The organism is Trabulsiella odontotermitis, assembly GCF_001188485.1.
GTDB lineage: Bacteria > Pseudomonadota > Gammaproteobacteria > Enterobacterales > Enterobacteriaceae > Trabulsiella > Trabulsiella odontotermitis_A.
This window is the reverse complement of the sequence record NZ_JNGH01000101.1, coordinates 212,324-231,966: the sequence shown is the minus strand read 5'-3', so window position 1 is coordinate 231,966 and position 19,643 is coordinate 212,324. Positions and strand designations below refer to the sequence as shown.

20 protein-coding genes and 2 pseudogenes are annotated in these 19,643 nt (G+C 54.8%); 11 read left to right on the top strand and 11 right to left on the bottom strand.

Going from position 1 to position 19,643, the window contains the following annotated elements; all coding sequences use genetic code 11:
* The 6 genes from GM30_RS16155 to lipA all read left to right on the top strand — a co-directional run.
* On the top strand, window positions 1-294 hold a 294-nt coding region (locus tag GM30_RS16155; protein WP_193391784.1), incomplete at its 5' end, for an SPOR domain-containing protein.
* Window positions 295-437: 143 nt separating this feature from the next.
* On the top strand, window positions 438-1,637 hold the full coding sequence (gene dacA / locus GM30_RS16150) for a D-alanyl-D-alanine carboxypeptidase DacA (protein WP_049849445.1): 1,200 nt from the start codon (window positions 438-440) through the stop codon (window positions 1,635-1,637).
* A 120-nt stretch (window positions 1,638-1,757) separates the two neighbouring features.
* Window positions 1,758-2,021, top strand: coding sequence for a DUF493 family protein YbeD (gene ybeD, locus GM30_RS16145; RefSeq protein WP_042392026.1), 264 nt, complete (start codon window positions 1,758-1,760; stop codon window positions 2,019-2,021).
* A 91-nt stretch (window positions 2,022-2,112) separates the two neighbouring features.
* Entirely contained in the window at window positions 2,113-2,754 is a 642-nt protein-coding gene (gene lipB / locus GM30_RS16140; protein WP_049849444.1) for a lipoyl(octanoyl) transferase LipB, read from the top strand.
* A 292-nt stretch (window positions 2,755-3,046) separates the two neighbouring features.
* Window positions 3,047-4,000, top strand: a complete 954-nt coding sequence (locus GM30_RS16135) for a YbeF family transcriptional regulator (protein ID WP_049849443.1) — start codon at window positions 3,047-3,049, stop codon at window positions 3,998-4,000.
* 211 nt (window positions 4,001-4,211) lie between these two features.
* Entirely contained in the window at window positions 4,212-5,177 is a 966-nt protein-coding gene (lipA, locus tag GM30_RS16130; protein WP_049849442.1) for a lipoyl synthase, read from the top strand.
* An 87-nt stretch (window positions 5,178-5,264) separates the two neighbouring features.
* Here the strand turns inward: lipA and tatE are convergent, their stop codons facing one another.
* Together tatE and GM30_RS16120 are read right to left on the bottom strand one after the other, a co-directional pair.
* The gene (gene tatE / locus GM30_RS16125; RefSeq protein WP_049849441.1) at window positions 5,265-5,468 is read right to left on the bottom strand and encodes a twin-arginine translocase subunit TatE; all 204 of its coding nucleotides are present in this window, start codon (window positions 5,466-5,468) and stop codon (window positions 5,265-5,267) included.
* 125 nt (window positions 5,469-5,593) lie between these two features.
* Window positions 5,594-6,382, bottom strand: coding sequence for a deaminated glutathione amidase (locus GM30_RS16120; RefSeq protein WP_049849440.1), 789 nt, complete (start codon window positions 6,380-6,382; stop codon window positions 5,594-5,596).
* 90 nt (window positions 6,383-6,472) lie between these two features.
* Here GM30_RS16120 and crcB point away from each other — a divergent pair, with 90 nt between their 5' ends.
* Window positions 6,473-6,847: a fluoride efflux transporter CrcB gene (gene crcB, locus GM30_RS16115; protein WP_049849439.1), complete on the top strand. Its 375-nt coding sequence runs from the start codon at window positions 6,473-6,475 to the stop codon at window positions 6,845-6,847.
* A 56-nt stretch (window positions 6,848-6,903) separates the two neighbouring features.
* On the opposite strand, the gene cspE is transcribed toward crcB, so the two are convergent.
* From cspE to GM30_RS16080, 7 genes and pseudogenes are all read right to left on the bottom strand, one after another.
* A complete protein-coding gene (gene cspE, locus GM30_RS16110) occupies window positions 6,904-7,113 on the bottom strand; it encodes a transcription antiterminator/RNA stability regulator CspE (RefSeq protein ID WP_000034826.1) in 210 nt (69 codons plus the stop codon).
* Window positions 7,114-7,307: 194 nt separating this feature from the next.
* Complete coding sequence (pagP, locus tag GM30_RS16105) at window positions 7,308-7,883, bottom strand: lipid IV(A) palmitoyltransferase PagP (protein WP_049849438.1); 576 nt, start codon at window positions 7,881-7,883, stop codon at window positions 7,308-7,310.
* Window positions 7,884-8,035: 152 nt separating this feature from the next.
* On the bottom strand, window positions 8,036-11,083 hold the full coding sequence (locus tag GM30_RS16100) for an efflux RND transporter permease subunit (protein WP_049849437.1): 3,048 nt from the start codon (window positions 11,081-11,083) through the stop codon (window positions 8,036-8,038).
* Window positions 11,080-12,429: pseudogene (locus tag GM30_RS16095) on the bottom strand (efflux RND transporter periplasmic adaptor subunit). The gene GM30_RS16100 and the pseudogene GM30_RS16095 overlap by 4 nt, the downstream one beginning before the upstream one ends.
* Window positions 12,426-13,547: pseudogene (locus GM30_RS16090) on the bottom strand (TolC family protein). Before GM30_RS16090 ends, GM30_RS16095 begins: the two co-directional pseudogenes overlap by 4 nt.
* A 12-nt stretch (window positions 13,548-13,559) precedes the next feature.
* A complete protein-coding gene (locus GM30_RS16085) occupies window positions 13,560-13,901 on the bottom strand; it encodes a copper-binding protein (protein WP_049849436.1) in 342 nt (113 codons plus the stop codon).
* 57 nt (window positions 13,902-13,958) lie between these two features.
* Window positions 13,959-14,363, bottom strand: a complete 405-nt coding sequence (locus GM30_RS16080; RefSeq protein WP_049849435.1) for a hypothetical protein — start codon at window positions 14,361-14,363, stop codon at window positions 13,959-13,961.
* Between the two features lie 345 nt (window positions 14,364-14,708).
* Between GM30_RS16080 and dcuC the strand changes: the two genes are divergently transcribed.
* Both dcuC and GM30_RS16070 read left to right on the top strand, forming a co-directional pair.
* Entirely contained in the window at window positions 14,709-16,079 is a 1,371-nt protein-coding gene (dcuC, locus tag GM30_RS16075; protein ID WP_420802275.1) for an anaerobic C4-dicarboxylate transporter DcuC, read from the top strand.
* A gap of 91 nt (window positions 16,080-16,170) precedes the next feature.
* Window positions 16,171-16,917, top strand: coding sequence for a ribonuclease T2 family protein (locus GM30_RS16070; RefSeq protein WP_049849433.1), 747 nt, complete (start codon window positions 16,171-16,173; stop codon window positions 16,915-16,917).
* 35 nt (window positions 16,918-16,952) lie between these two features.
* On the opposite strand, the gene GM30_RS16065 is transcribed toward GM30_RS16070, so the two are convergent.
* A complete protein-coding gene (locus GM30_RS16065) occupies window positions 16,953-17,732 on the bottom strand; it encodes an alpha/beta fold hydrolase (RefSeq protein ID WP_049849432.1) in 780 nt (259 codons plus the stop codon).
* A gap of 246 nt (window positions 17,733-17,978) precedes the next feature.
* Here GM30_RS16065 and rnk point away from each other — a divergent pair, with 246 nt between their 5' ends.
* Together rnk and uspG are read left to right on the top strand one after the other, a co-directional pair.
* Window positions 17,979-18,389 (top strand): nucleoside diphosphate kinase regulator, encoded by a 411-nt coding sequence (gene rnk / locus GM30_RS16060; protein ID WP_049849431.1) that lies wholly within the window; start codon window positions 17,979-17,981, stop codon window positions 18,387-18,389.
* A gap of 171 nt (window positions 18,390-18,560) precedes the next feature.
* A complete protein-coding gene (uspG, locus tag GM30_RS16055; protein WP_049849430.1) occupies window positions 18,561-18,989 on the top strand; it encodes a universal stress protein UspG in 429 nt (142 codons plus the stop codon).
* Between the two features lie 30 nt (window positions 18,990-19,019).
* Here uspG and GM30_RS16050 read toward each other — a convergent pair whose 3' ends face one another.
* Window positions 19,020-19,640 carry a LysE family translocator gene (locus GM30_RS16050; RefSeq protein WP_155483996.1) on the bottom strand — a complete coding sequence of 207 codons (621 nt, stop codon included), beginning with the start codon at window positions 19,638-19,640 and terminating at the stop codon, window positions 19,020-19,022.
* Window positions 19,641-19,643 lie beyond the last annotated feature (3 nt).

Sequence of the window (19,643 nt, the reverse complement as noted above, 5' to 3'; positions counted from 1 at the left end):
GTGCAGGGTAGCGTTGCCCCGGCCGCTGCCGCACCGGTCACCGCACCGACGGCCAGCGCGGCAGCTACGGGTGATTTTGTAGTCCAGGTGGGTGCCGTCAGCGATCAGGCTCGCGCTCAGCAGTATCAGCAGCGCCTCAGCCAACAGTTTTCTGCGCCTGGCCGCGTCACGCAAAATGGCGCAGTCTGGCGTATTCAGCTCGGGCCGTTCAGCAGCAAAGCGGAAGCCACCACGCTTCAGCAGCGTCTGCAGAATGAAGCTCAGCTGCAATCGTTTATAACGCGGGCCAACTAAACCCCAGCGAAGGCAGACCTCGCATTGTCAACGCGTGTAAATATCGTTAACAAAGTCATGCGTAATGTCAGATGTTTGCCCCTGGCGTATTTGTTATAGTTAGGCACTTTTTTAACTCCATCACGGATGTCGTTGTTCAGACCATGAAGACCACTTTTTCTGCTCGTTTACTCATTACGGCGCTCTCCGTCGCAGCACTGTCCTCCGCTGCCCGCGCCGACGACCTGAATATTAAAACCATGATCCCAGGCGTTCCGCAGATCGACGCGGAATCCTACATCCTGATCGATTACAACTCAGGTAAAGTGCTGGCCGAGCAGAATGCCGACGCACGCCGCGATCCTGCCAGCCTCACCAAAATGATGACCAGCTACGTTATCGGTCAGGCCATGAAAGCCGGTAAGTTTAAAGACAGCGATCTGGTGACTATCGGTAATGATGCCTGGGCAACGGGTAACCCGGTATTCAAGGGCTCTTCCCTGATGTTCCTGAAGCCTGGCATGCAGGTGCCAGTATCACAGCTGGTACGTGGGATTAACCTGCAGTCCGGTAACGATGCCTGCGTGGCGATGGCAGACTACGTGGCAGGCAGCCAGGACGCGTTCGTTGGACTGATGAACAGCTACGTTAACGCCCTCGGCCTCAAGAACACACACTTCCAGACCGTTCATGGCCTGGACGCTGACGGCCAGTACAGCTCGGCACGTGATATGGCGACTATCGGCCAGGCGCTGATCCGCGATGTGCCGAACGAATACGCCATCTATAAAGAGAAAGAGTTCACCTTTAACGGCATCCGTCAGCTGAACCGCAACGGCCTGCTGTGGGACAACAGCCTGAAAGTGGACGGTATTAAAACCGGTCATACTGACAAAGCGGGCTTTAACCTGGTGGCGTCTGCGACCGAAGGCCAGATGCGTCTGATCTCCGCCGTGATGGGCGGCCATACTTATAAAGGCCGTGAAACCGAAAGCAAAAAGCTGCTGACCTGGGGCTTCCGCTTCTTTGAAACCGTCAGCCCGCTGAAAGCCGGTAAAGAATTTGCCTCCGAGCCCGCCTGGTTTGGCGACAGCGATCGCGCCTCCCTGGGCGTTGATAAAGATCTGTACCTGACCATTCCACGCGGCCGCATGAAAGATCTGAAAGCCAGCTACGTGCTGAACACCGCTGAACTGCACGCCCCACTGCAGAAAAACCAGGTGGTGGGCACCATTAACTTCCAGCTCGACGGTAAAACCATCGATCAGCGCCCGCTGGTTGTTTTGCAGGAAATCCCGGAAGGAAACTTCTTCGGCAAAATCATTGATTACATTAAGTTAATGTTCCATCACTGGTTTGGCTAATAATTGCACACTTGAAAGTGTGATTTACGTCCCCATATACTAGCTATCAATATCACTACTCCCTGTTTTTGCGCTGCGCGCGGAAGCAGGGAGTCGTTTTTTATACCACCCGGAGCTGACATGAAAACCAAACTTAACGAACTGCTTGAATTCCCTACTCCCTTTACTTACAAAGTGATGGGTCTGGCGAAGCCTGAGCTGGTTGATCAGGTGGTGGAAGTGGTGCAGCGCCATGCGCCAGGTGATTACTCTCCGCAGGTAAAACCCAGCAGCAAAGGCAATTACCACTCGGTCTCCATCACCATCACGGCGACCCATATTGAGCAGGTCGAAACGCTGTACGAAGAATTAGGCAATATCGAAATTGTTCGTATGGTGCTGTAATGCCCTTGTTACCCGGTGCGCCGGGTAACTGCCCTCCCCGCTGTGTTATACTCCCCGCCATCTGATTTTCCTTCTCTGCGGAGATGCTGTCGTGGATCACTCTAAAATTCTCATCCGCCAACTCGGCCTGCAACCTTACGAACCCGTCTCTCAGGCGATGCACGAGTTCACTGATAAGCGTGACGAAACCACGTTGGATGAAATCTGGCTGGTAGAGCATTTACCGGTGTTTACGCAGGGTCAGGCGGGCAAAGCCGAACATGTGCTGATGCCTGGTGATATCCCGGTAATTCAGAGCGATCGTGGCGGCCAGGTGACCTATCACGGGCCCGGACAGCAGGTGATGTATGTGTTACTGAACCTAAAGCGCCGCAAGCTGGGCGTGCGTGAGCTGGTCACGCTGCTGGAACAAACCGTGGTCCATACGCTGGCGGAATATGGCGTTGACGCTCACCCTCGCGCTGACGCGCCCGGCGTGTACGTCGGCGAAAAAAAAATCTGCTCGCTGGGGCTGCGCATTCGTAAAGGATGTTCGTTTCATGGCCTGGCGCTGAATATCGCCATGGATTTATCGCCCTTTTTGCGCATCAACCCGTGCGGGTATGCCGGAATGGAAATGACACAATTACAGCAGTGGTGTTCTGAAGCGACGGTAGAAAATATCGCCCCGGTGCTGGTTTCTAATTTGTTAGCCTTGCTAAACAATCCACCACATGAATATATCCTTACTTAATAAATAACATTTAAGGGTCCGGTAATTTGCCGGACCTGGCTCTCTTTCGTGCTCCATCTCTTTACTTCCTTCCTGAGTTTCTATATTTTTTCTTCAGGCAATAGTTTTACTTAAAGCAAAACTTTGTTTTCGATTGTTTCGTTAACACCAGAATCGTATATATTCATATACATAATACGTTGACACAAAAGCAAAAATGACCCCTGGCGATTGGCTTCACCTCAAAATAGATAATAACAAAATAGGGATTCTCAACTATCATTCATATTGTGAATGAATACGGAGCAAAAGTGTGGAATATAACGATTTACCGGAAAGCCCAATTAGTCACCATCGCGAAAACGACACGTCACAAATCTTCCGGACATTACGCAATATCGACCTCAATTTATTGACCATTTTTGAAGCCGTATATGTGCATAAAGGCATTGTTAATGCTGCTAAAGTTCTGAATCTTACGCCTTCTGCTATTAGCCAGTCGATTCAGAAGCTACGCACTATATTTCCTGACCCGCTTTTTATCCGCAAGGGCCAGGGCGTGACGCCAACAGCCTATGCGCTGCATCTGCACGAATATATCAGCCAGGGGCTGGAATCGATTCTGGGGGCACTGGATCTGACGGGCAGTTACGACAAACAGCGCACCATTACCATCGGCACACCGCCGTCGATTGGCGCCGTCATCATGCCTGAGATCTACAAGGCGATGAAACACCACTTGCCGCAGCTGTTGATACGCAATATTCCGGTCGTGGACGCGCCCAGTCAGTTGGGGCAGTTTCAGACCGATTTGATCATCGACAGCCACGTCCACACCACCCGCACGCTCAGTCATCACGTGCTATTCCGTGACAACATCGTTCTGGCCTGCCGTGACAAGCACCCGCTACTGAAAAGCCCGGTGACGGTGGACGCCCTCAGCGCGTATGAATACACGATGCTGATGACCGAGGGACACGCGCTGGCCCATCTCCAGAAACGGCTCTATGATCTGTTACCCAATCGCCAGGTCAGCTTCAGCAGTTACAATCTGTTCACCACGGCGGCCCTGATTGGCAGCAGCGATTTGCTCGACCTGATGCCGGGGCGGTTTTTCGCGGTAGCGGAAAAAGGCTGGCACTTAAAAGCGCTCAACTTTGCCCCGCTCGAAGAAGAACAGATTGAATTTTCACTGCATTACAACAAACTGAGCCTGCGTGATCCGGTACTGCAAAATTTAATCAGCATTATTCGTCAGACTTTTTGATGATTCGTGGCGGCGGGATGTTTATCTGGGTGAGGCAGGCTAAAACGCATTAATCAACAATTATTTTACAATTTGGCGGGCTCCCGGGCTGCTTTATTACCCGTTTCAATGATATACTGCCTGTCATTAATTCAAAAATAGTTGATAAATACAACATTCCCTTGAATTGAAACGCTTTCCTTCTGTTACTCGCAACTGGAACACGCACGCTATGAGTAAACCCATTGTGATGGAACGCGGTGTTAAGTACCGCGATGCCGATAAAATGGCCCTTATCCCGGTTAAAAACGTGGTCACTGAGCGAGAAGCTCTGTTGCGCAAGCCGGAATGGATGAAAATTAAGCTTCCGGCGGACTCTTCCCGTATCCAGGGTATCAAAGCAGCAATGCGCAAAAATGGCCTGCACTCCGTCTGTGAAGAAGCCTCCTGCCCTAACCTTGCTGAATGTTTCAATCACGGTACCGCCACCTTTATGATCCTCGGGGCTATCTGCACCCGTCGTTGCCCGTTCTGTGACGTTGCCCACGGTCGCCCTGTCGCGCCGGACGCGAACGAACCGCAGAAACTGGCGCAGACCATCGCCGATATGGCGCTGCGCTATGTCGTGGTAACGTCCGTAGACCGCGATGATTTGCGCGATGGCGGTGCTCAGCATTTCGCGGACTGCATCACGGCTATTCGTGAGAAAAACCCCACGATTAAAATCGAGACGCTGGTTCCGGACTTCCGTGGCCGTATGGATCGCGCGCTGGAAATCCTCACTGAAACCCCGCCGGACGTCTTCAACCACAACCTGGAGAACGTGCCGCGTCTGTATCGGCAGGTGCGTCCTGGCGCGGATTACGCCTGGTCGCTGAAGCTGCTGGAACGCTTTAAAGAAGCGCACCCGGAGATCCCAACCAAGTCTGGCCTGATGGTTGGTCTGGGTGAAACCAACGCTGAGATCATCGAAGTGATGCGCGATCTGCGTCGCCATGGCGTGACCATGCTGACGCTGGGCCAGTATCTGCAGCCGAGCCGTCACCACCTGCCGGTGCAGCGCTACGTCAGCCCGGACGAGTTTGATGAAATGAAAGCGGAAGCGCTGGCGATGGGCTTTACCCACGCAGCCTGTGGCCCGTTCGTTCGATCGTCCTACCATGCCGATCTACAGGCGAAAGGCGAAGAAGTGAAGTAACGCCGTTACAACTGTTTACAGATCCCATAAAAAAACCGGCACGTGTGCCGGTTTTTTGTCTCTGCGAACCGCTCAGTCAGGCTGTGGTCACTCTTTATGAGCGATCTTTTCCGCCGGAGCCTCTTCCTCTGTGCTCTTTTTCGCCGTGGTGTCATCGTCATTCATGGCTTTTTTGAAGCCTTTAATGGCAGAACCCAGGTCGCCGCCCAGCGTACGTAACTTTTTAGTACCAAACACCAGGACAATCAGCGCTGCCACTACCAGCAGTTTGGTAATACTAATCTCACCCATAGATACCTTCTTCAATAAACAGGCCGCAATGCGCGCCATTAACCCATAGCGTATTAACGGTCATTTGACGCGTGCACACAATAGCAATCTGTAACAAGGTGAATCAAGCGTTGTTTAAAAAAACGTCACAATAGTTGCGGTGGCGCAAACCGGCGATTCTTCAGCACCGGCAGTTTGCTCCGTACCTGTTGCAGATGCTCACGATTCACCTCAGCAAAAATCAACTGAGGCTGGTCGGAAGCCCCGGCGAGCGTCACGCCCAACGGGTCAACAATCCGGCTAAGACCGATATTGCGGTTCCCGCATTCCCCCGACGCCACCAGGTAGCAGGTGGTATCCAGCGCCCGGGCGGCAACCAGCGTTGCCCAGTGATGCTCTTTCAACGGCCCGCGTACCCAGGCGGCAGGCAGCGCCAGCAGGTCCGCGCCCTGCAAGGCGAGCGTCAGCGCCAGCTCAGGGAAGCGCAGGTCATAGCAGGTCATCAGCCCGACCGACATGCCATCTACCTTAATCAGCGGTGGAACCTGCTGACCGGCATCGACCAACCGCGATTCCTGAATACTAAACGCATCGTAGAGATGGAGCTTCTCATAGCGAGCAATCACTTCGCCTTCGCGCAGCGCCACCAGCGTATTCACGGCGCGCCCGGCCGACGATGGTACGTGGAGGGTCAGCACCGTCGTCATCGTGTTGCGGCGGCTTTCTGCTTTGAGCAACGCAAGAAACCCGCCCTCCAGCGTTTGTGCGGATTTCACCGATAAATCAGGGTCATCATCCGCACGTGCCAACAACGCCTCGGGTAACACCAGCAGCGAGGCACGATGCTGCGCCGCCTCCTGCATCAGCGCCACACAGCGTTCAGCATTTCGCGCCCATTCGGAAGTGACGATAAATTGTCCCGCAGCGACTATCATGTTTTGACTCTCATTGTGTTAACCCGTAGCCAGAGACTTCACTCTGACGGTAAACTTGAATCCTTTCTATGTAGATAGCAGGAAATTGCGGTGTTACAAATCCTTTTGGCAGTATTTATTGGTGGTGGGACAGGAAGTGTGATGCGCTGGCTGTTGGGGATGCGGTTAAATCCGCTGCATCATGCAATTCCGGTGGGGACGCTAACGGCTAACCTGTTAGGGGCCTTCATTATTGGCGCCGGGCTTGCGTGGTTTAACCGGGCGACGGGCATTGATCCGATGTGGAAACTGCTGATCACCACCGGGTTTTGCGGCGGGCTGACGACGTTTTCCACCTTTTCTGCGGAAGTGGTTTTCCTGTTACAGGACGGGCGTTTTGGCTGGGCGATGCTCAACGTTGCCGTTAACCTGCTGGGCTCTTTCGCAATGACTGCAGCGGCATTCTGGCTCTTCTCCAGCCGGTAAACTGGCATAAAAAAACCCGCTCGTGAGCGGGTTTTGGAATTCAGCTATCGTAATGCTTACAGAGCAGTTACGTTTGCAGCAGAAGGACCTTTGGCACCGTTAGTGATTTCGAACTCTACACGCTGACCTTCAGCCAGAGTTTTGAAGCCGTTGGTCTGGATTGCAGAGAAGTGTACGAACACGTCTTTGCTACCATCTTCAGGAGTAATGAAACCGAATCCTTTGGACTCATTAAACCACTTAACGTTACCTTTAATCTTAGACATCAATATTACCTTTACATGAAAATAGACACAAATGCTGTGTCGCGTACCAGTACAACAATTGTGATGGCTTTTGTCCAGCGTAACTTTGCTAAAAAGTGATAAAAGTCTCTAACTTTTCCCTTAATCAGACTTTATGCCTTGTTTTGCAAGGTCAGAAACGACTTATGCCGTTTCTGAATAAACTAATGCAAAATTTAAAACTGAAAGCGCATCCAGGCAAAGTACACGTTGCCGTTATTATAGGTGCCCGGAATATACGTCATCTGGAACGTCGCCGGGCCGTAACCGATTGACGCCAGCGGTAAAACTAGCGGCACCGGAATGTAATGCCAGTTATCGCGCGCCGTTACGCCCACGGTATAACCGAGACCAAGATGGAAATTATCATCCGTCAGTGGTCGCCAGGTTTTTTCCCAGCCGTAGCCGCCAATCGGCTCCCACTTGTTATACGAATCTTTAAAGGCCATCAGGTACAGGCCGTGCCAGTTGCCCTTCTCATCCCAGCGGGACTGACCAAACCCGGCGCCCCAGGGGCGTTCGTTATATCTGTCGGTTTTTTCCTTGTCGTAAGCAAAGCGGGCATGCCAGGTAATCGCGGGAACATACAGTTCGTAATGTTCCGGGGAGTGCCACGTTTGCGCAATGTTATTGCTAAGGGTGTTATATCCATCGAGAACTGTTGCTGTGAACGAGGCTTGCGCCCCCGACGTAAACAGTACAGAACCCGACAGCACCAGAAAAAATAAATAAAATCGCTTAAGACTCGCCACGTTAAAAATACCACTTCCATTTACTGAGCCGGATACGATAGCGAAGATAATATTAATAGAACCTTAACGAAATGAGACTTTATCCGAGTTTTCCTGGACGCCGGGATAACGTACTGATTCCGCACCCTTAATAAGAATGCGGAACCACTTATCTATTTTTGATGAAGCAAACGATATACTGCCGGAATAACCAACATCGACAACAAGGGGGCGGTGATCATTNNCAGCCCAGCCATGATCGTCGCCACGGTCATCACTTTAGGCCGCACGCGCAGCACCGCGCCTTCATGAATCGCCCGCATCAGCATCTTATTTCCACCCTGCGGATCCCGCGTCTGGTATTTTTCCAGCGCGTGATTAAGGTACAGCACCATAATAACGCCGAACTCAGCAGCTACACCGGCCAGGGCGATAAACCCGACCGCCCCCGCCACCGATAAGTTATATCCCAGCAGCCATAACAGCCATACGCCGCCAATCAGCGAAAACGGCAACGTGCCCATTATCAGCAACACGTCGCTAATACGTCGGAAGGTAAGCCAGAGCAGCACAAAAATAATCATTAAGGTCACCGGCAGCACTATTTTCAGTTTTGCCGTGGCGCGTTCCAGATATTCAAACTGCCCGGACCACGAAAGCGACACACCCTGCGGCAGTTTCACCTGTTGCGCAACGCGCTGCTGCATTTCATCCACTGCTGATTTCAAATCGCGACCGCGAAGATCGACATAAATCCAGTTAGATAAGCGCGCATTTTCGCTTTTCAGCATCGGCGGCCCTTCGGTGATGCGGATATCCGCCAGCTCGCCAAGCGCAATCTGACTGCCGTTGGCCGTGATAACCGGCAGTGCGCGCAGCTTGTCGACGTTATCGCGCAGCTCGCGCGGATAGCGGATGTTGATCGGGTAACGTTCGCGCCCCTCGATGGTTTGCCCGATGTTGTCGCCGCCCACCAGCGTCGCTACCAGCGACTGCAGTTCCTGCACCGAAACGCCATAACGCGCGGCCTGCCGCCGGTTGATGCTGATATCCACGTAGCGCCCACCGGACAGGCGTTCCGCCAGCGCCGACGTCACGCCAGGCACGCCTTTCACCACCTGTTCAATCTGCATCGCCACGCGTTCGATATCCGCCAGGTTGTTACCATTCACTTTGATCCCGACCGGGCTTTTGATCCCCGTCGCCAGCATATCGAGACGGTTGCGGATCGGCGGCACCCAGACGTTGGCAATTCCCGGCACGCTCACCGTTTTATCCAGTTCAGCCACCAGCTTGTCCGGCGTCATCCCCTCGCGCCACTGGTCGCGGGGTTTGAAGTGAATAGTGGTTTCGGTCATGGTCAACGGCGCCGGATCGGTGGCGGAATCCGCCCTTCCTGCTTTACCGAAAACGCTTTCCACTTCCGGCACGCTTTTAATCAGCCGATCGGTTTGTTGCAGTAATCGCCCGGCTTCACGTGCCGAAATGCCTGGCAGCGTGGACGGCATATATAACAGATCCCCTTCGTCCAGCGGCGGCATAAATTCGCTGCCGAGGCGGCTCAGCGGCCACAGTGTCAGCGCCAGCAATACCAGCGCCAGCCCGAGCGTCGTTTTTGGCCGGGCGAGTACCTTGTCGAGCAGCGGCTCATAGGCGCGAATCAGCCAGCGGTTCAGCGGGTTGGCTTTTTCATCGGGAATACGCCCGCGAATGAAATAGCCCATCAGCACCGGCACGAGTGTGATCCCCAGCCCTGCCGCCACCGCCATCGCCCAGGTTTTGGTGAAAGCCAGCGGCGAAAACATCCGCCCTTCCTGCGCTTCCAGCGAGAACACCGGAATAAACGACAGGGTGATGATCAACAAACTACAGAACAGCGCCGGGCCCACGTCGGTCGCCGCCTGCCCGGCTATCCGCCAGTAGTCTGCATCCGTCGGCGTCTGTTCAGGGTGATCGTGCCGCCATTGTTCGAGCACTTTGTGCATATTCTCGATCATCACAATCGCCGCATCGACCATTGCACCGATGGCAATGGCGATCCCGCCGAGCGACATGATGTTGGCGTTAATTCCCTGGTAATGCATGACGATGAACGCACCGAGGATCCCCAGCGGCAGGGAGACAATCGCCACCAGCGCTGAGCGGAAGTGGAACAAAAACAACGTGCACACCAGTGCGACAACGATAAATTCTTCAATCAGTTTATGGGTGAGCGTCTCAATAGCGTGCTCAATCAGCGTCGAACGGTCATAAACCGGAACAATTTCCACCCCGTCCGGCAGCGTTTTCTGAATCGCCTGCAGTTTTTCCTTCACCGCATGAATGGTTTCCAGCGCGTTTTTGCCGTAACGCATGACGATAATACCGCCTGCCACTTCGCCTTCGCCGTTCAGCTCCGCCACGCCACGACGAAGTTCCGGGCCATAGCGCACATCGGCAACGTCAGACAGCAACACCGGCACGCCTTCACGACTGGCGATCACCACCTGACGAAACGCATCCAGGTCTTTGAGATAGCCGGTGGTGCGTACCATGTATTCCGCTTCACCCATCTCAATCAGCGCCCCGCCGCTCTCCTGATTCGCCGCTTTGACCGCGTCAGTGAGCTGCTGATGGGTAATATTCAGCGCACGCATTTTCGCCGGGTCAGCAACAATCTGATACTGACGCACCATCCCGCCAACGCTCGCCACTTCAGACACGTTTGGAACGGTTTTCAGTTCATATTTCAGCGTCCAGTCCTGCAACGCACGCAGGTCGGCCAGGCTGTGTTTGCCGCTGCGGTCGACCAGCGCATACTCGTAGATCCAGCCCACCCCGGTGGCGTCCGGCCCTAATGACACGCTTACACCTTCCGGCAGTTGCGACTGGATCTGGCTGAGATACTCCAGCACCCGGGAGCGCGCCCAGTAGATGTCCGTGCCGTCTTCAAACAGCACGTAGACATACGCATCGCCGAACATGGAGAAGCCGCGCACCGTTTTCGCCCCCGGCACCGACAGCATGGTGGTGGTTAACGGATAAGTGACCTGATCTTCAATGACCTGCGGCGCTTTGCCCGGATCGCTGGCACGAATAATCACCTGCACGTCGGAGAGGTCCGGCAACGCGTCGAGCGGTGCCCGCTGCACGGACCACCATCCCCAGGCCGCCATGCCAATGGCCGCCAGAATAATCAGCAGACGATTACGTAACGCAGCACGAATGATGGCAGCGATCATTTCATCCCCTCCCCGGCGGGCATCAGATGCGTGATGACTGCGCCTTTTTCATCATCCAGCGTGAACTGAAACATCACTTTGTCACCCACGGCCACGCCGGACGGCGGGCTGGCGAGGGTGAAGTCCATGGTCATCGCCCCCCAGTTGAGCGCCGGGATCGGCTCATGGGCGAGCGTGATGGTGGTGCCATCAAGCGCGGTGATGACGCCTGTCGTTTCATAATTTTTCACCGCCGGTTTTTCCGCTGTCTGTTCCGGCAATGCGCTGCGCAGGCTGGCCTCGGAATCGATAAGGAACTGCCCGGAGGTGACAACATCGTTGCCTTCCTGCAGCCCGCTCTGAATTTCCGTCCAACCCTCGGCCGTTATGCCACGCGTGACGTTCACCGCCCGGAAATGACCGTTGCCGGTGGCGACGATCANCCTCTTCCGGTCCCGCCAGCACCGGCGGACGATCGTCAGCCACCGGACGCGTCACCGTCAGAAACATGCCGGGTTTCAGTTTTTGCTGCGGATTTTTCAGCACGATACGCGCCTTCAGGGTCCGCGTCGTCGCTTCCAGCTGTGGCAGCAGTTCGCTGACCTGACCGCTAAAAGTTTCGCCCGGCCAGCTGTCGGACGTTGCGACGATCTCGCTGCCCGGCGTCAGCAACTGCGCCTGCGATTGCGGGTAATCAATCACCACCCAGACCGGATCAAGACGCGCCAGTTCAAACAGCGGCGCGGTGGCGACAACCTGTGCGCCTTCTCGGGTGTCGAGTTTCGCCACGTAGCCCGCGTTTTCCGCACGCAATGTGATGCGCGTCTGCGGTTTCCCCGTGCGCTCAAGCAGGCGGATCACCGGTTCCGGCATAAACTGCAGCGCCAGACGTTCACGCGCGGCGCGGGTTAACGCCGCATCGCCGAGCTGGCGCACCGCCCCGCCAGATATTCCTGCTGCGCCGCCGTCCAGTCGGGGATCCACAATTGCGCTAACGGCTCGCCCGCTTTCACCCACTGCTGCGGCGCACGAACGAACAGCTTCTCGACGACGCCACTGGCGGGCGACGGAATCAGTTGCACGCTGCGCTCGTCAGTGGTGACGGTGGCAAACGCCGAGAAAGTCGTTTGCAGGCGGCGGATCTCTGCTTTCGCCACCTTCATGCCCAGGTTCTGCTGCTGTTGCGCGCTAATGCTGACACTGTTATCCGCCGGGGTTTCATCGGCATAGCGCGGCACCAGATCCATATCCATAAACGGCGATTTGCCTGGTTTATCAAAGCGCTGACCGGGCATCATCGGATCGTACCAGTACAGCACTTTACGTTCCGGCATAGAGGCGGTCGGTGAAGCAGCGGNTTTTTTCATTGCGCGGACTCCTGCGGGATCAAATAGTGGATCGCCGCCCAGTTGCGGGCGACCTCTTTTTCCGCCTGAATGGCGGTCAGGGTGGTATCGAGAAGATCGCGGCGCGCGCTGAGCAAGGTAGAGAGATCCGATTGCCCGGCGCGGTATTGCGCGGTCAGCAACGCCAGACGGCGCTGTTGCAGCGGCAAGATTTCATCCGTCTGACGCAGCCATAGCGCGGAGGCGGCCTGATATTCCGCCACCAGCGAATTGACCTGCGCGACGTGCTCTCGCTCGGTCAGCGCCAGTTGATCGTTAGCCTGATAGGTACGGGAGACGTCGGCGGCGTAGTCTTTATCCTGTCGTTTCGACTGGAACAACGGCATATCCACGGTGAACATCACCCCGGCCANACTTCCGGGTGCAGCGCCACGCCTTCCACCAGCGTTTTCTCATCCGCAGGCAGCCGTTGATATGGCGGCAGTTTACCGCTGACACCAGTGATCGTTTCTCCGCTTAGCTGCAGCAATCGCGCCTGCGCCAGGCGAACGTCCCGCTCTGCCAGCGTGACCTTATCGCGCATCGCGCCAAGCGACACCTGCAGCGCCAGTACGCTTTCAGGCGCCGCCGTACCAGCGCCGACGCTGGCTTTCTGGGTGCCCTGCTGACGAACAGTTTCATCGACCAGCTTGCGCGCGGNNTTCTGACAGCGCCAGATCGAGCCAGGCCTGCGCGGTATCCCGCTGCAGCGCGGCGCGAATGGCTTCTGATTTCGCCGTCACGCCGCGGGCTTCCGCCTGAAGCGTCTCGGCTTTGCGGTCACGTTTTTCAGAACTGATGTAGCTTTGCATAACGCCAATCCGCGACATGGTCATCCCTTCGCGGGTAAAGCGCCGGTCATTGCTGCCCTGAACAGGGAGGTTTTCAATACCAAATTTGAGCTTCGGGTCCGGCAGTTCACGCGCCGAGTCGGCCATCGACGACAGGGCTTGCGCTTCGTTACGGCTGGCGGACAGTTCCGCGGAATAGTGCTGGGCGGCGGTCAGGGTTTGCGCGAGCGTCATCGGCACCGCCTGTGCGGTGTGCATGACGCCGAACAACACCCCGCCGAGCCACAGGCTCAGCGTTCGGTGTGTCATATCGCCTCCGGCTCAGTTCAGTGCGTTCAGCGAGACTATCTGATAACCCGCATCGCCCTGAATGAAGGAGAACGCGACCTTGTCACCAACCTTCAGCGCAGGCAGCGTAACGTCCGACGCCAGTGCAAACTGCATGGTCATCGGTGGCCAGTTGAGTTCAGCAATGGCGTGGTGAGAAAGGGTCAGCGAGGTCGGCGTGATCTGTTTCACGACCCCTTCGGTGTGATAAGTCGGTTGTGCGGAAGCCGCGTCACCCGTCATGTTCATGTGATCGTGAGACATGGAGGTTGAATGGGCAGCGAATACGGTAAACGCGAACAGCACGCCGGTCAGCGCGGAAAAAATACGAGACATAACAGTACTCCAGTAATCGTTAATGAAATAAATAAAACCAACGGATTACGGGTGTCTCTATTCTCTGAATCGGCAAAAACGGAGGGTGGCGGGAGGCCCGGAGGCGGGCGGTGTGAGCGACCATGTCGCATCGGATATTGTCTGGCAGGGCTGCTCGACCGCGACCAGTTCCAGCGTCGCGGGTAGCGCGGCGTGAACGGGGTGATCGGGCATTTTCGGCGAAGAATCAGGAATACAGTGCTTTTCACAGAGTGAACCTTGCGGATTCACCTGCTGCATGTCCCCTTTCGCCATCTGGTGATCCTGATGCTGGATCGCCGCAATGTCGCCCTGCAGATCGATGTCACAGCGATGCGCCGCGAGGGCAATCTGACTCTGGATAAATAACCAGCCAAACGCCAGCAAAAACATCAGAAGATGTTTTTTCATAAAGCGCAGACGGTTAATCCAGTTGGCGTGCATAGTCTGACATCGCGTGGGGAACGTGGCCCGAGTATAAGCAGCAGCCTTTTTATTAATAAAGCGTTTTTTACTTATTTTACGCAGCCGTTGTATTATTCAACTCTTTTATTATAATTTTTAACATTTGCTTTTCATTAATATATCAAACGCTCTACAACGACGATAATTAAGGGCCTCGATAAAATTGTGACCCAGGAGTTTTAATTCATACCGTATCGGGCTAATCTTCCACTTTCTTGATTTTCGTCAGCAAGTTTTGCCCACTTTTTAGGCAGATTGCACTTCTTCATTTCTTGAACAACTATTCTTGCAGAAGATTCTTTGGGAACGGTGATAATAATGTTAATGATAATAGTTGAACTCCTGATCGGAGTGTTGGTGGTCGCGGGCGTTGCCCGGTATATCATCAAAGGGTATTCCGCCACGGGCGTATTATTTGTCGGCGGTTTGTTATTACTGATCGTCAGTGCCTTGATGGGCCATAAGATTTTGCCATCGAGTAACACCAGTACCGGTTACTCTGCCACTGACATTGTCGAATACGTGAAAGTTCTGCTGATGAGTCGCGGTGGCGACCTCGGCATGATGATTATGATGCTGTGCGGGTTTGCAGCATATATGACCCACATTGGCGCCAACGATATCGTGGTGAAGCTGGCCTCAAAACCGCTGAGCTACATCAACTCCCCTTACCTGCTGATGATTGCGGCCTACTTCGTGGCCTGCCTGATGTCGCTGGCAGTCTCGTCAGCCACCGGCCTCGGCGTGCTGTTAATGGCGACGCTGTTCCCGGTGATGGTCAACGTCGGCATCAGTCGCGGCGCGGCGGCCGCCATCTGTGCGTCTCCGGCCGCAATTATTCTCTCCCCGACGTCCGGAGACGTGGTGCTGGCAGCGCAGGCGGCAGAAATGCCGTTAATTGATTTTGCCTTTAAAACCACGCTGCCGATTTCGATTGCGGCGATTATCTGCATGGCCATCGCCCATTTTTTCTGGCAGCGCTATCTGGATAAAAAAGAAAACGCGAAGCATGAAATGCTGGACGTGAATGAAATCACCACCACGGCGCCAGCGTTCTACGCCATTCTGCCGTTTACGCCGATCGTCGGCGTGCTGATTTTTGACGGCAAATGGGGCCCGGAACTGCACATCATCACCATTCTGGTGATGTGTATGCTGCTGGCGGCAGTGCTGGAATTCGTCCGCGGTTTCAACGTGAAAAATGTCTTTGCCGGTCTGGACGTCGCCTGGCGCGGCATGGCGGATGCCTTCGCTAACGTGGTGATGCTGTTAGTCGCCGCAGGCGTGTTCGCACAAGGCCTGAGCACCATCGGCTTTATCGACAGCCTGATCGCCATCGCCACCTCGTTTGGCTCAGCGAGCATCATCCTGATGCTGGTGCTGGTCATTCTGACTATGCTGGCGGCGGTCACTACCGGTTCAGGTAACGCGCCGTTCTATGCGTTCGTTGAAATGATCCCCAAACTGGCACAGTCGTCCGGCATTAACCCGGCCTATCTGTCGATTCCGATGCTGCAGGCGTCAAACCTCGGCCGTACCATCTCCCCGGTCTCCGGTGTGGTGGTTGCCGTTGCCGGTATGGCAAAAATCTCGCCGTTTGAGGTGGTGAAGCGCACCTCGGTGCCGGTGCTGGTTGGCCTGATCGTAGTGATTGTCGCCACAGAGATTCTGGTACCTTCCGCCAGGCTCCTGTAAGCGACGCAGTGATGAAATGGCGCCTGAGGGCGCCATTTTTATGCTTTAATTAGTCACAGAAATCAATCAACGCCTATCATCAGGAATACAAATGTTCAGGAAGGATATTGTTGCCAGCGCCGCCGTCGCTGCGGTGCTCTGCGCGACGCACGCCACCGCCGCCCCGCTGACTGCCACCCGCTACGCCGATTTCGATCGCTATGTGCTGGCGCTCTCCTGGCAAACCGGTTTTTGCCAGAGTCAGTACGACATGAATCGCAAGGAACCCGCCGAGTGCCAGTTGCAGCGTGAGCAGAAAGACAAAACCCGCCATCTCACCGTGCACGGGTTATGGCCTGGACTCCCCAAATCCATTGCTTCACGCGGCGTTGATGATCGTCGCTGGATGCGTTTTGGCTGCGGGAAAGGCGCGCCCGCCGAAACCGGGCTGTCACTGGAGATGGCGAATCAGTTAAATAACGCGATGCCGGGCGCGGGGGGAAATTCCTGCCTTGAACGTTACGAATACGCCAAGCACGGCGTCTGTTTCGGTTTCGATCCGGATGCCTATTTCGGCACGATGGTGCGGCTGAACGNGGTCGGTCAGTTCCTTGCCAACAACTACGGCAAAACCGTCAGCCGCCATGATTTCAATGCCGCAGTGGCGAAAAGCTGGGGCAAAGAAGGCGTCGGCGCCTTCAAATTAACCTGCGACGGCAACCCCGCCTGGCTCACGGAAGTGCAAATCGCCATCAAAGCCGATGCCATCAACGCGCCGCTGAGCCGCGAGGCGTTGCTGCCTCAGCCGCACCCGGGCAACTGCGGTAAGCAGTTTGTCATCGACAAAGCCGGTTATTAAAGGTCGCCCGGCGCACTATGCGTCGGGCAAAACCGTTATCGCTGAAGGAACGCCAGCAGGTCTTCGTTGATCTGCTGCTTGTGGGTCGTGCAGATGCCATGAGAGCCGCCATGGTAAACCTTCAGTTCTGCATCTGGCAGGATTTCCGCCGCCACTTTGCCGCAGGTTTCGAAGGGAACAATCTGATCATCATCACCGTGGATCACCAGCGTCGGGATGGTCATCCGGCGTAGATCTTCACGCAGGTCAGTTTCCGAAAATGCTTTGATGCAGTCATAAAGCGCTTTAATCGAACCCTGTAACCCCTGGGCGACAAAGCCCTGACGCACCGCCTCCGACGCTTTCGCGCCATCGCGGTTATAACCGTAAAACGCCTGCGTCAGCTCGTAGAAAAAGGCACCGCGATCGTTAATCACCCCTTCGCGAATGCCGTCGAACACCTCTTTCGGCACGCCGTTCGGGTTGAAATCGGTTTTGATCATGATCGGCGTTACCGCACCAATCAGCACCGCTTTTGCCACGCGTTCGGTACCGTGGCGACCAATGTAGCGCGCCACTTCACCACCGCCGGTAGAGTGACCGACATGGACGGCGTTTTTCAGGTTCAGATGCGCGGTGAGCTCTGCCAGATCGTCCGCGTACTGATCCATATTGTGCCCGTCCCAGGGCTGCGCTGAACGACCATGGCCGCGGCGATCGTGAGCGATGACGCGATATGGCCAGCCGTGGCTGAATACCACTGGTTGCCCGCTGCCCCAGTCTTTAAAGTACAGATAGCTGCCATCTTTTAGCGTGAGTTTGTCGAAGCTGCTCATAGAAACTCCTGAAACGGAAGGGTGCCACCCCACGCGGCACCGCCTGAAAAGAATAAGCCAGATTCCAAAAAGGTGACGGATTTCGCATAAAATTCACATTAGCGCCCGGATAAACATTCTTTATTGTGCTCTTTATCACTTCAAACTGGCGCCAACTCTCAGTATGATGGCGAGAGGACAACCCTCGCCGCTGACGGTGAGGGTTTTCTTTTGGATACAGGTACCTGGAAAGACATGGAGTAAATAATGACCAGACCCGCCATCATTATTAATGAGCTCGATGCCGAACGCATCGACCGCCTGCTTGAACAACCGGCCTTCGCCAACTTACCGGTGGCTGAAGCCCTGAACGCCGAACTGGACCGGGCGCAAATGTGTGCACCTGAAGAGATGCCCCATGATGTCGTCAGCATGAACAGCCAGGTACGCTTTCGCGATTTAACCACGGGTGAAGAACGTGTAAGAACCCTGGTGTTCCCGTCGCAAGTGACCGACAGCAATGCTCAGCTTTCCGTTATAGCACCGGTCGGGGCTGCACTGCTGGGGCTCAAAGTGGGCAGTACCATTCACTGGGAACTGCCGGGCGGCACCTCAACCCACCTTGAAGTGCTGGAGCTGTTGTACCAGCCAGAAGCCGCCGGAGATTTCCACCGTTAATTCTGCTGCTTTTTACGGAGGATGTTGATACATCCTCTTTCCGTTTCGCCAGCTGATAAAACTTTTCGCTACCGCTCCCCGCTTCCTGACAAATTTGCGACCTGAATGACACAAAAATGTTGCAAAATGTGTTTAACTAAAGCTATCTCATAAGGACAAGGAGCTACGCATATGTACAAAACAATCATTATGCCGGTTGATGTCTTTGAAATGGAGCTAAGTGACAAGGCTATCCGCCATGCAGAATTTATGGCGCAACAGGATGGCGTGATTCATTTGCTTCACGTACTGCCGGGTTCCGCCAGCTTTACGATGAGCCGCTTTGCCGCCGATTTGCGCCGCTTCGAGGAGCATATGCAGCATGAAGCGGAAACCCGTCTGCAGACCATGATCAGCCATTTCAGTATCGACCCTTCCCGTATCAAAATGCATGTTCGTATCGGTACCGTTCGCGACGTGGTGAATGAGCTTGCCGAAGATCTGGATGCCGACGTGGTGGTTATCGGCTCTCGCAATCCCTCCATCACGACCCATCTGCTTGGCTCGAACGCCTCCAGCGTTATTCGTCACGCCCATATCCCGGTTCTGGTTGTTCGCTAACAGCGCAGAGGCTACCGGCAGGTAGCCTCTCTACTTTTGCTGGGTAAGCAACAGTTTGATCCCCAGCCCGACAAATCCCGTCGCGAAACCAATGCGCAGCGCTTTAAGTATGCCCGGTTTCGATAACACCTGCCCGCGCACAAAGGCAGAAAACACGCCATACAGCGCGAACACTCCCCATGTCATCAACATAAAAATACCACTGAGTATCAGTAGATCCTTTACCGGGGACGCCGCGTCGGTACGCATAAACTGCGGCAGAAAAGCGAGGAAAAAAAGCGGCAGTTTGGGGTTCAGCAAATTGATGAGAATTGCACGAATGATAATTTCGAGGGGGGTTTTGCCCTTCCCCTGCGGGTTGAGTTGCATTGCTCCTTTCTCTTTGAGCGTACTCCATGCCATATACAGCAGCCAGATCACACCGAGGATCCTAATGCCTTCAAAGGCCAGACGGCTGGTATGAAAAATCGCTGCCAGACCGGTAATGGCGGCAATCATGTGGGGAATAATACCGAGCGTGCAGCCTGTTGCCGCGTAAATACTGTGTCTTCTACCCTGCGATAAGCCAGTGGCGACGGTATAAAGCGTGCCGGTGCCGGGGGAAACCACAACGATAAATGAAGTTATCAGGAATTCGGTGCTGATCTGCATGGC

What these genes read in the sequence shown, in the direction of transcription:
- dacA (WP_049849445.1), top strand. Translation starts at nt 438, where the DNA reads ATGAAGACCACTTTTTCTGCTCGTTTACTCATTACGGCGCTCTCCGTC.
- ybeD (WP_042392026.1), top strand. Translation starts at nt 1,758, where the DNA reads ATGAAAACCAAACTTAACGAACTGCTTGAATTCCCTACTCCCTTTACT.
- lipA (WP_049849442.1), top strand. Translation starts at nt 4,212, where the DNA reads ATGAGTAAACCCATTGTGATGGAACGCGGTGTTAAGTACCGCGATGCC.
- tatE (WP_049849441.1), bottom strand. Translation starts at nt 5,468, where the DNA reads ATGGGTGAGATTAGTATTACCAAACTGCTGGTAGTGGCAGCGCTGATT.
- GM30_RS16120 (WP_049849440.1), bottom strand. Translation starts at nt 6,382, where the DNA reads ATGATAGTCGCTGCGGGACAATTTATCGTCACTTCCGAATGGGCGCGA.
- cspE (WP_000034826.1), bottom strand. Translation starts at nt 7,113, where the DNA reads ATGTCTAAGATTAAAGGTAACGTTAAGTGGTTTAATGAGTCCAAAGGA.
- GM30_RS16085 (WP_049849436.1), bottom strand. Translation starts at nt 13,901, where the DNA reads ATGTCTCGTATTTTTTCCGCGCTGACCGGCGTGCTGTTCGCGTTTACC.
- GM30_RS16080 (WP_049849435.1), bottom strand. Translation starts at nt 14,363, where the DNA reads ATGCACGCCAACTGGATTAACCGTCTGCGCTTTATGAAAAAACATCTT.
- dcuC (WP_420802275.1), top strand. Translation starts at nt 14,709, where the DNA reads ATGATAATAGTTGAACTCCTGATCGGAGTGTTGGTGGTCGCGGGCGTT.
- GM30_RS16065 (WP_049849432.1), bottom strand. Translation starts at nt 17,732, where the DNA reads ATGAGCAGCTTCGACAAACTCACGCTAAAAGATGGCAGCTATCTGTAC.
- rnk (WP_049849431.1), top strand. Translation starts at nt 17,979, where the DNA reads ATGACCAGACCCGCCATCATTATTAATGAGCTCGATGCCGAACGCATC.
- uspG (WP_049849430.1), top strand. Translation starts at nt 18,561, where the DNA reads ATGTACAAAACAATCATTATGCCGGTTGATGTCTTTGAAATGGAGCTA.
- GM30_RS16050 (WP_155483996.1), bottom strand. Translation starts at nt 19,640, where the DNA reads ATGCAGATCAGCACCGAATTCCTGATAACTTCATTTATCGTTGTGGTT.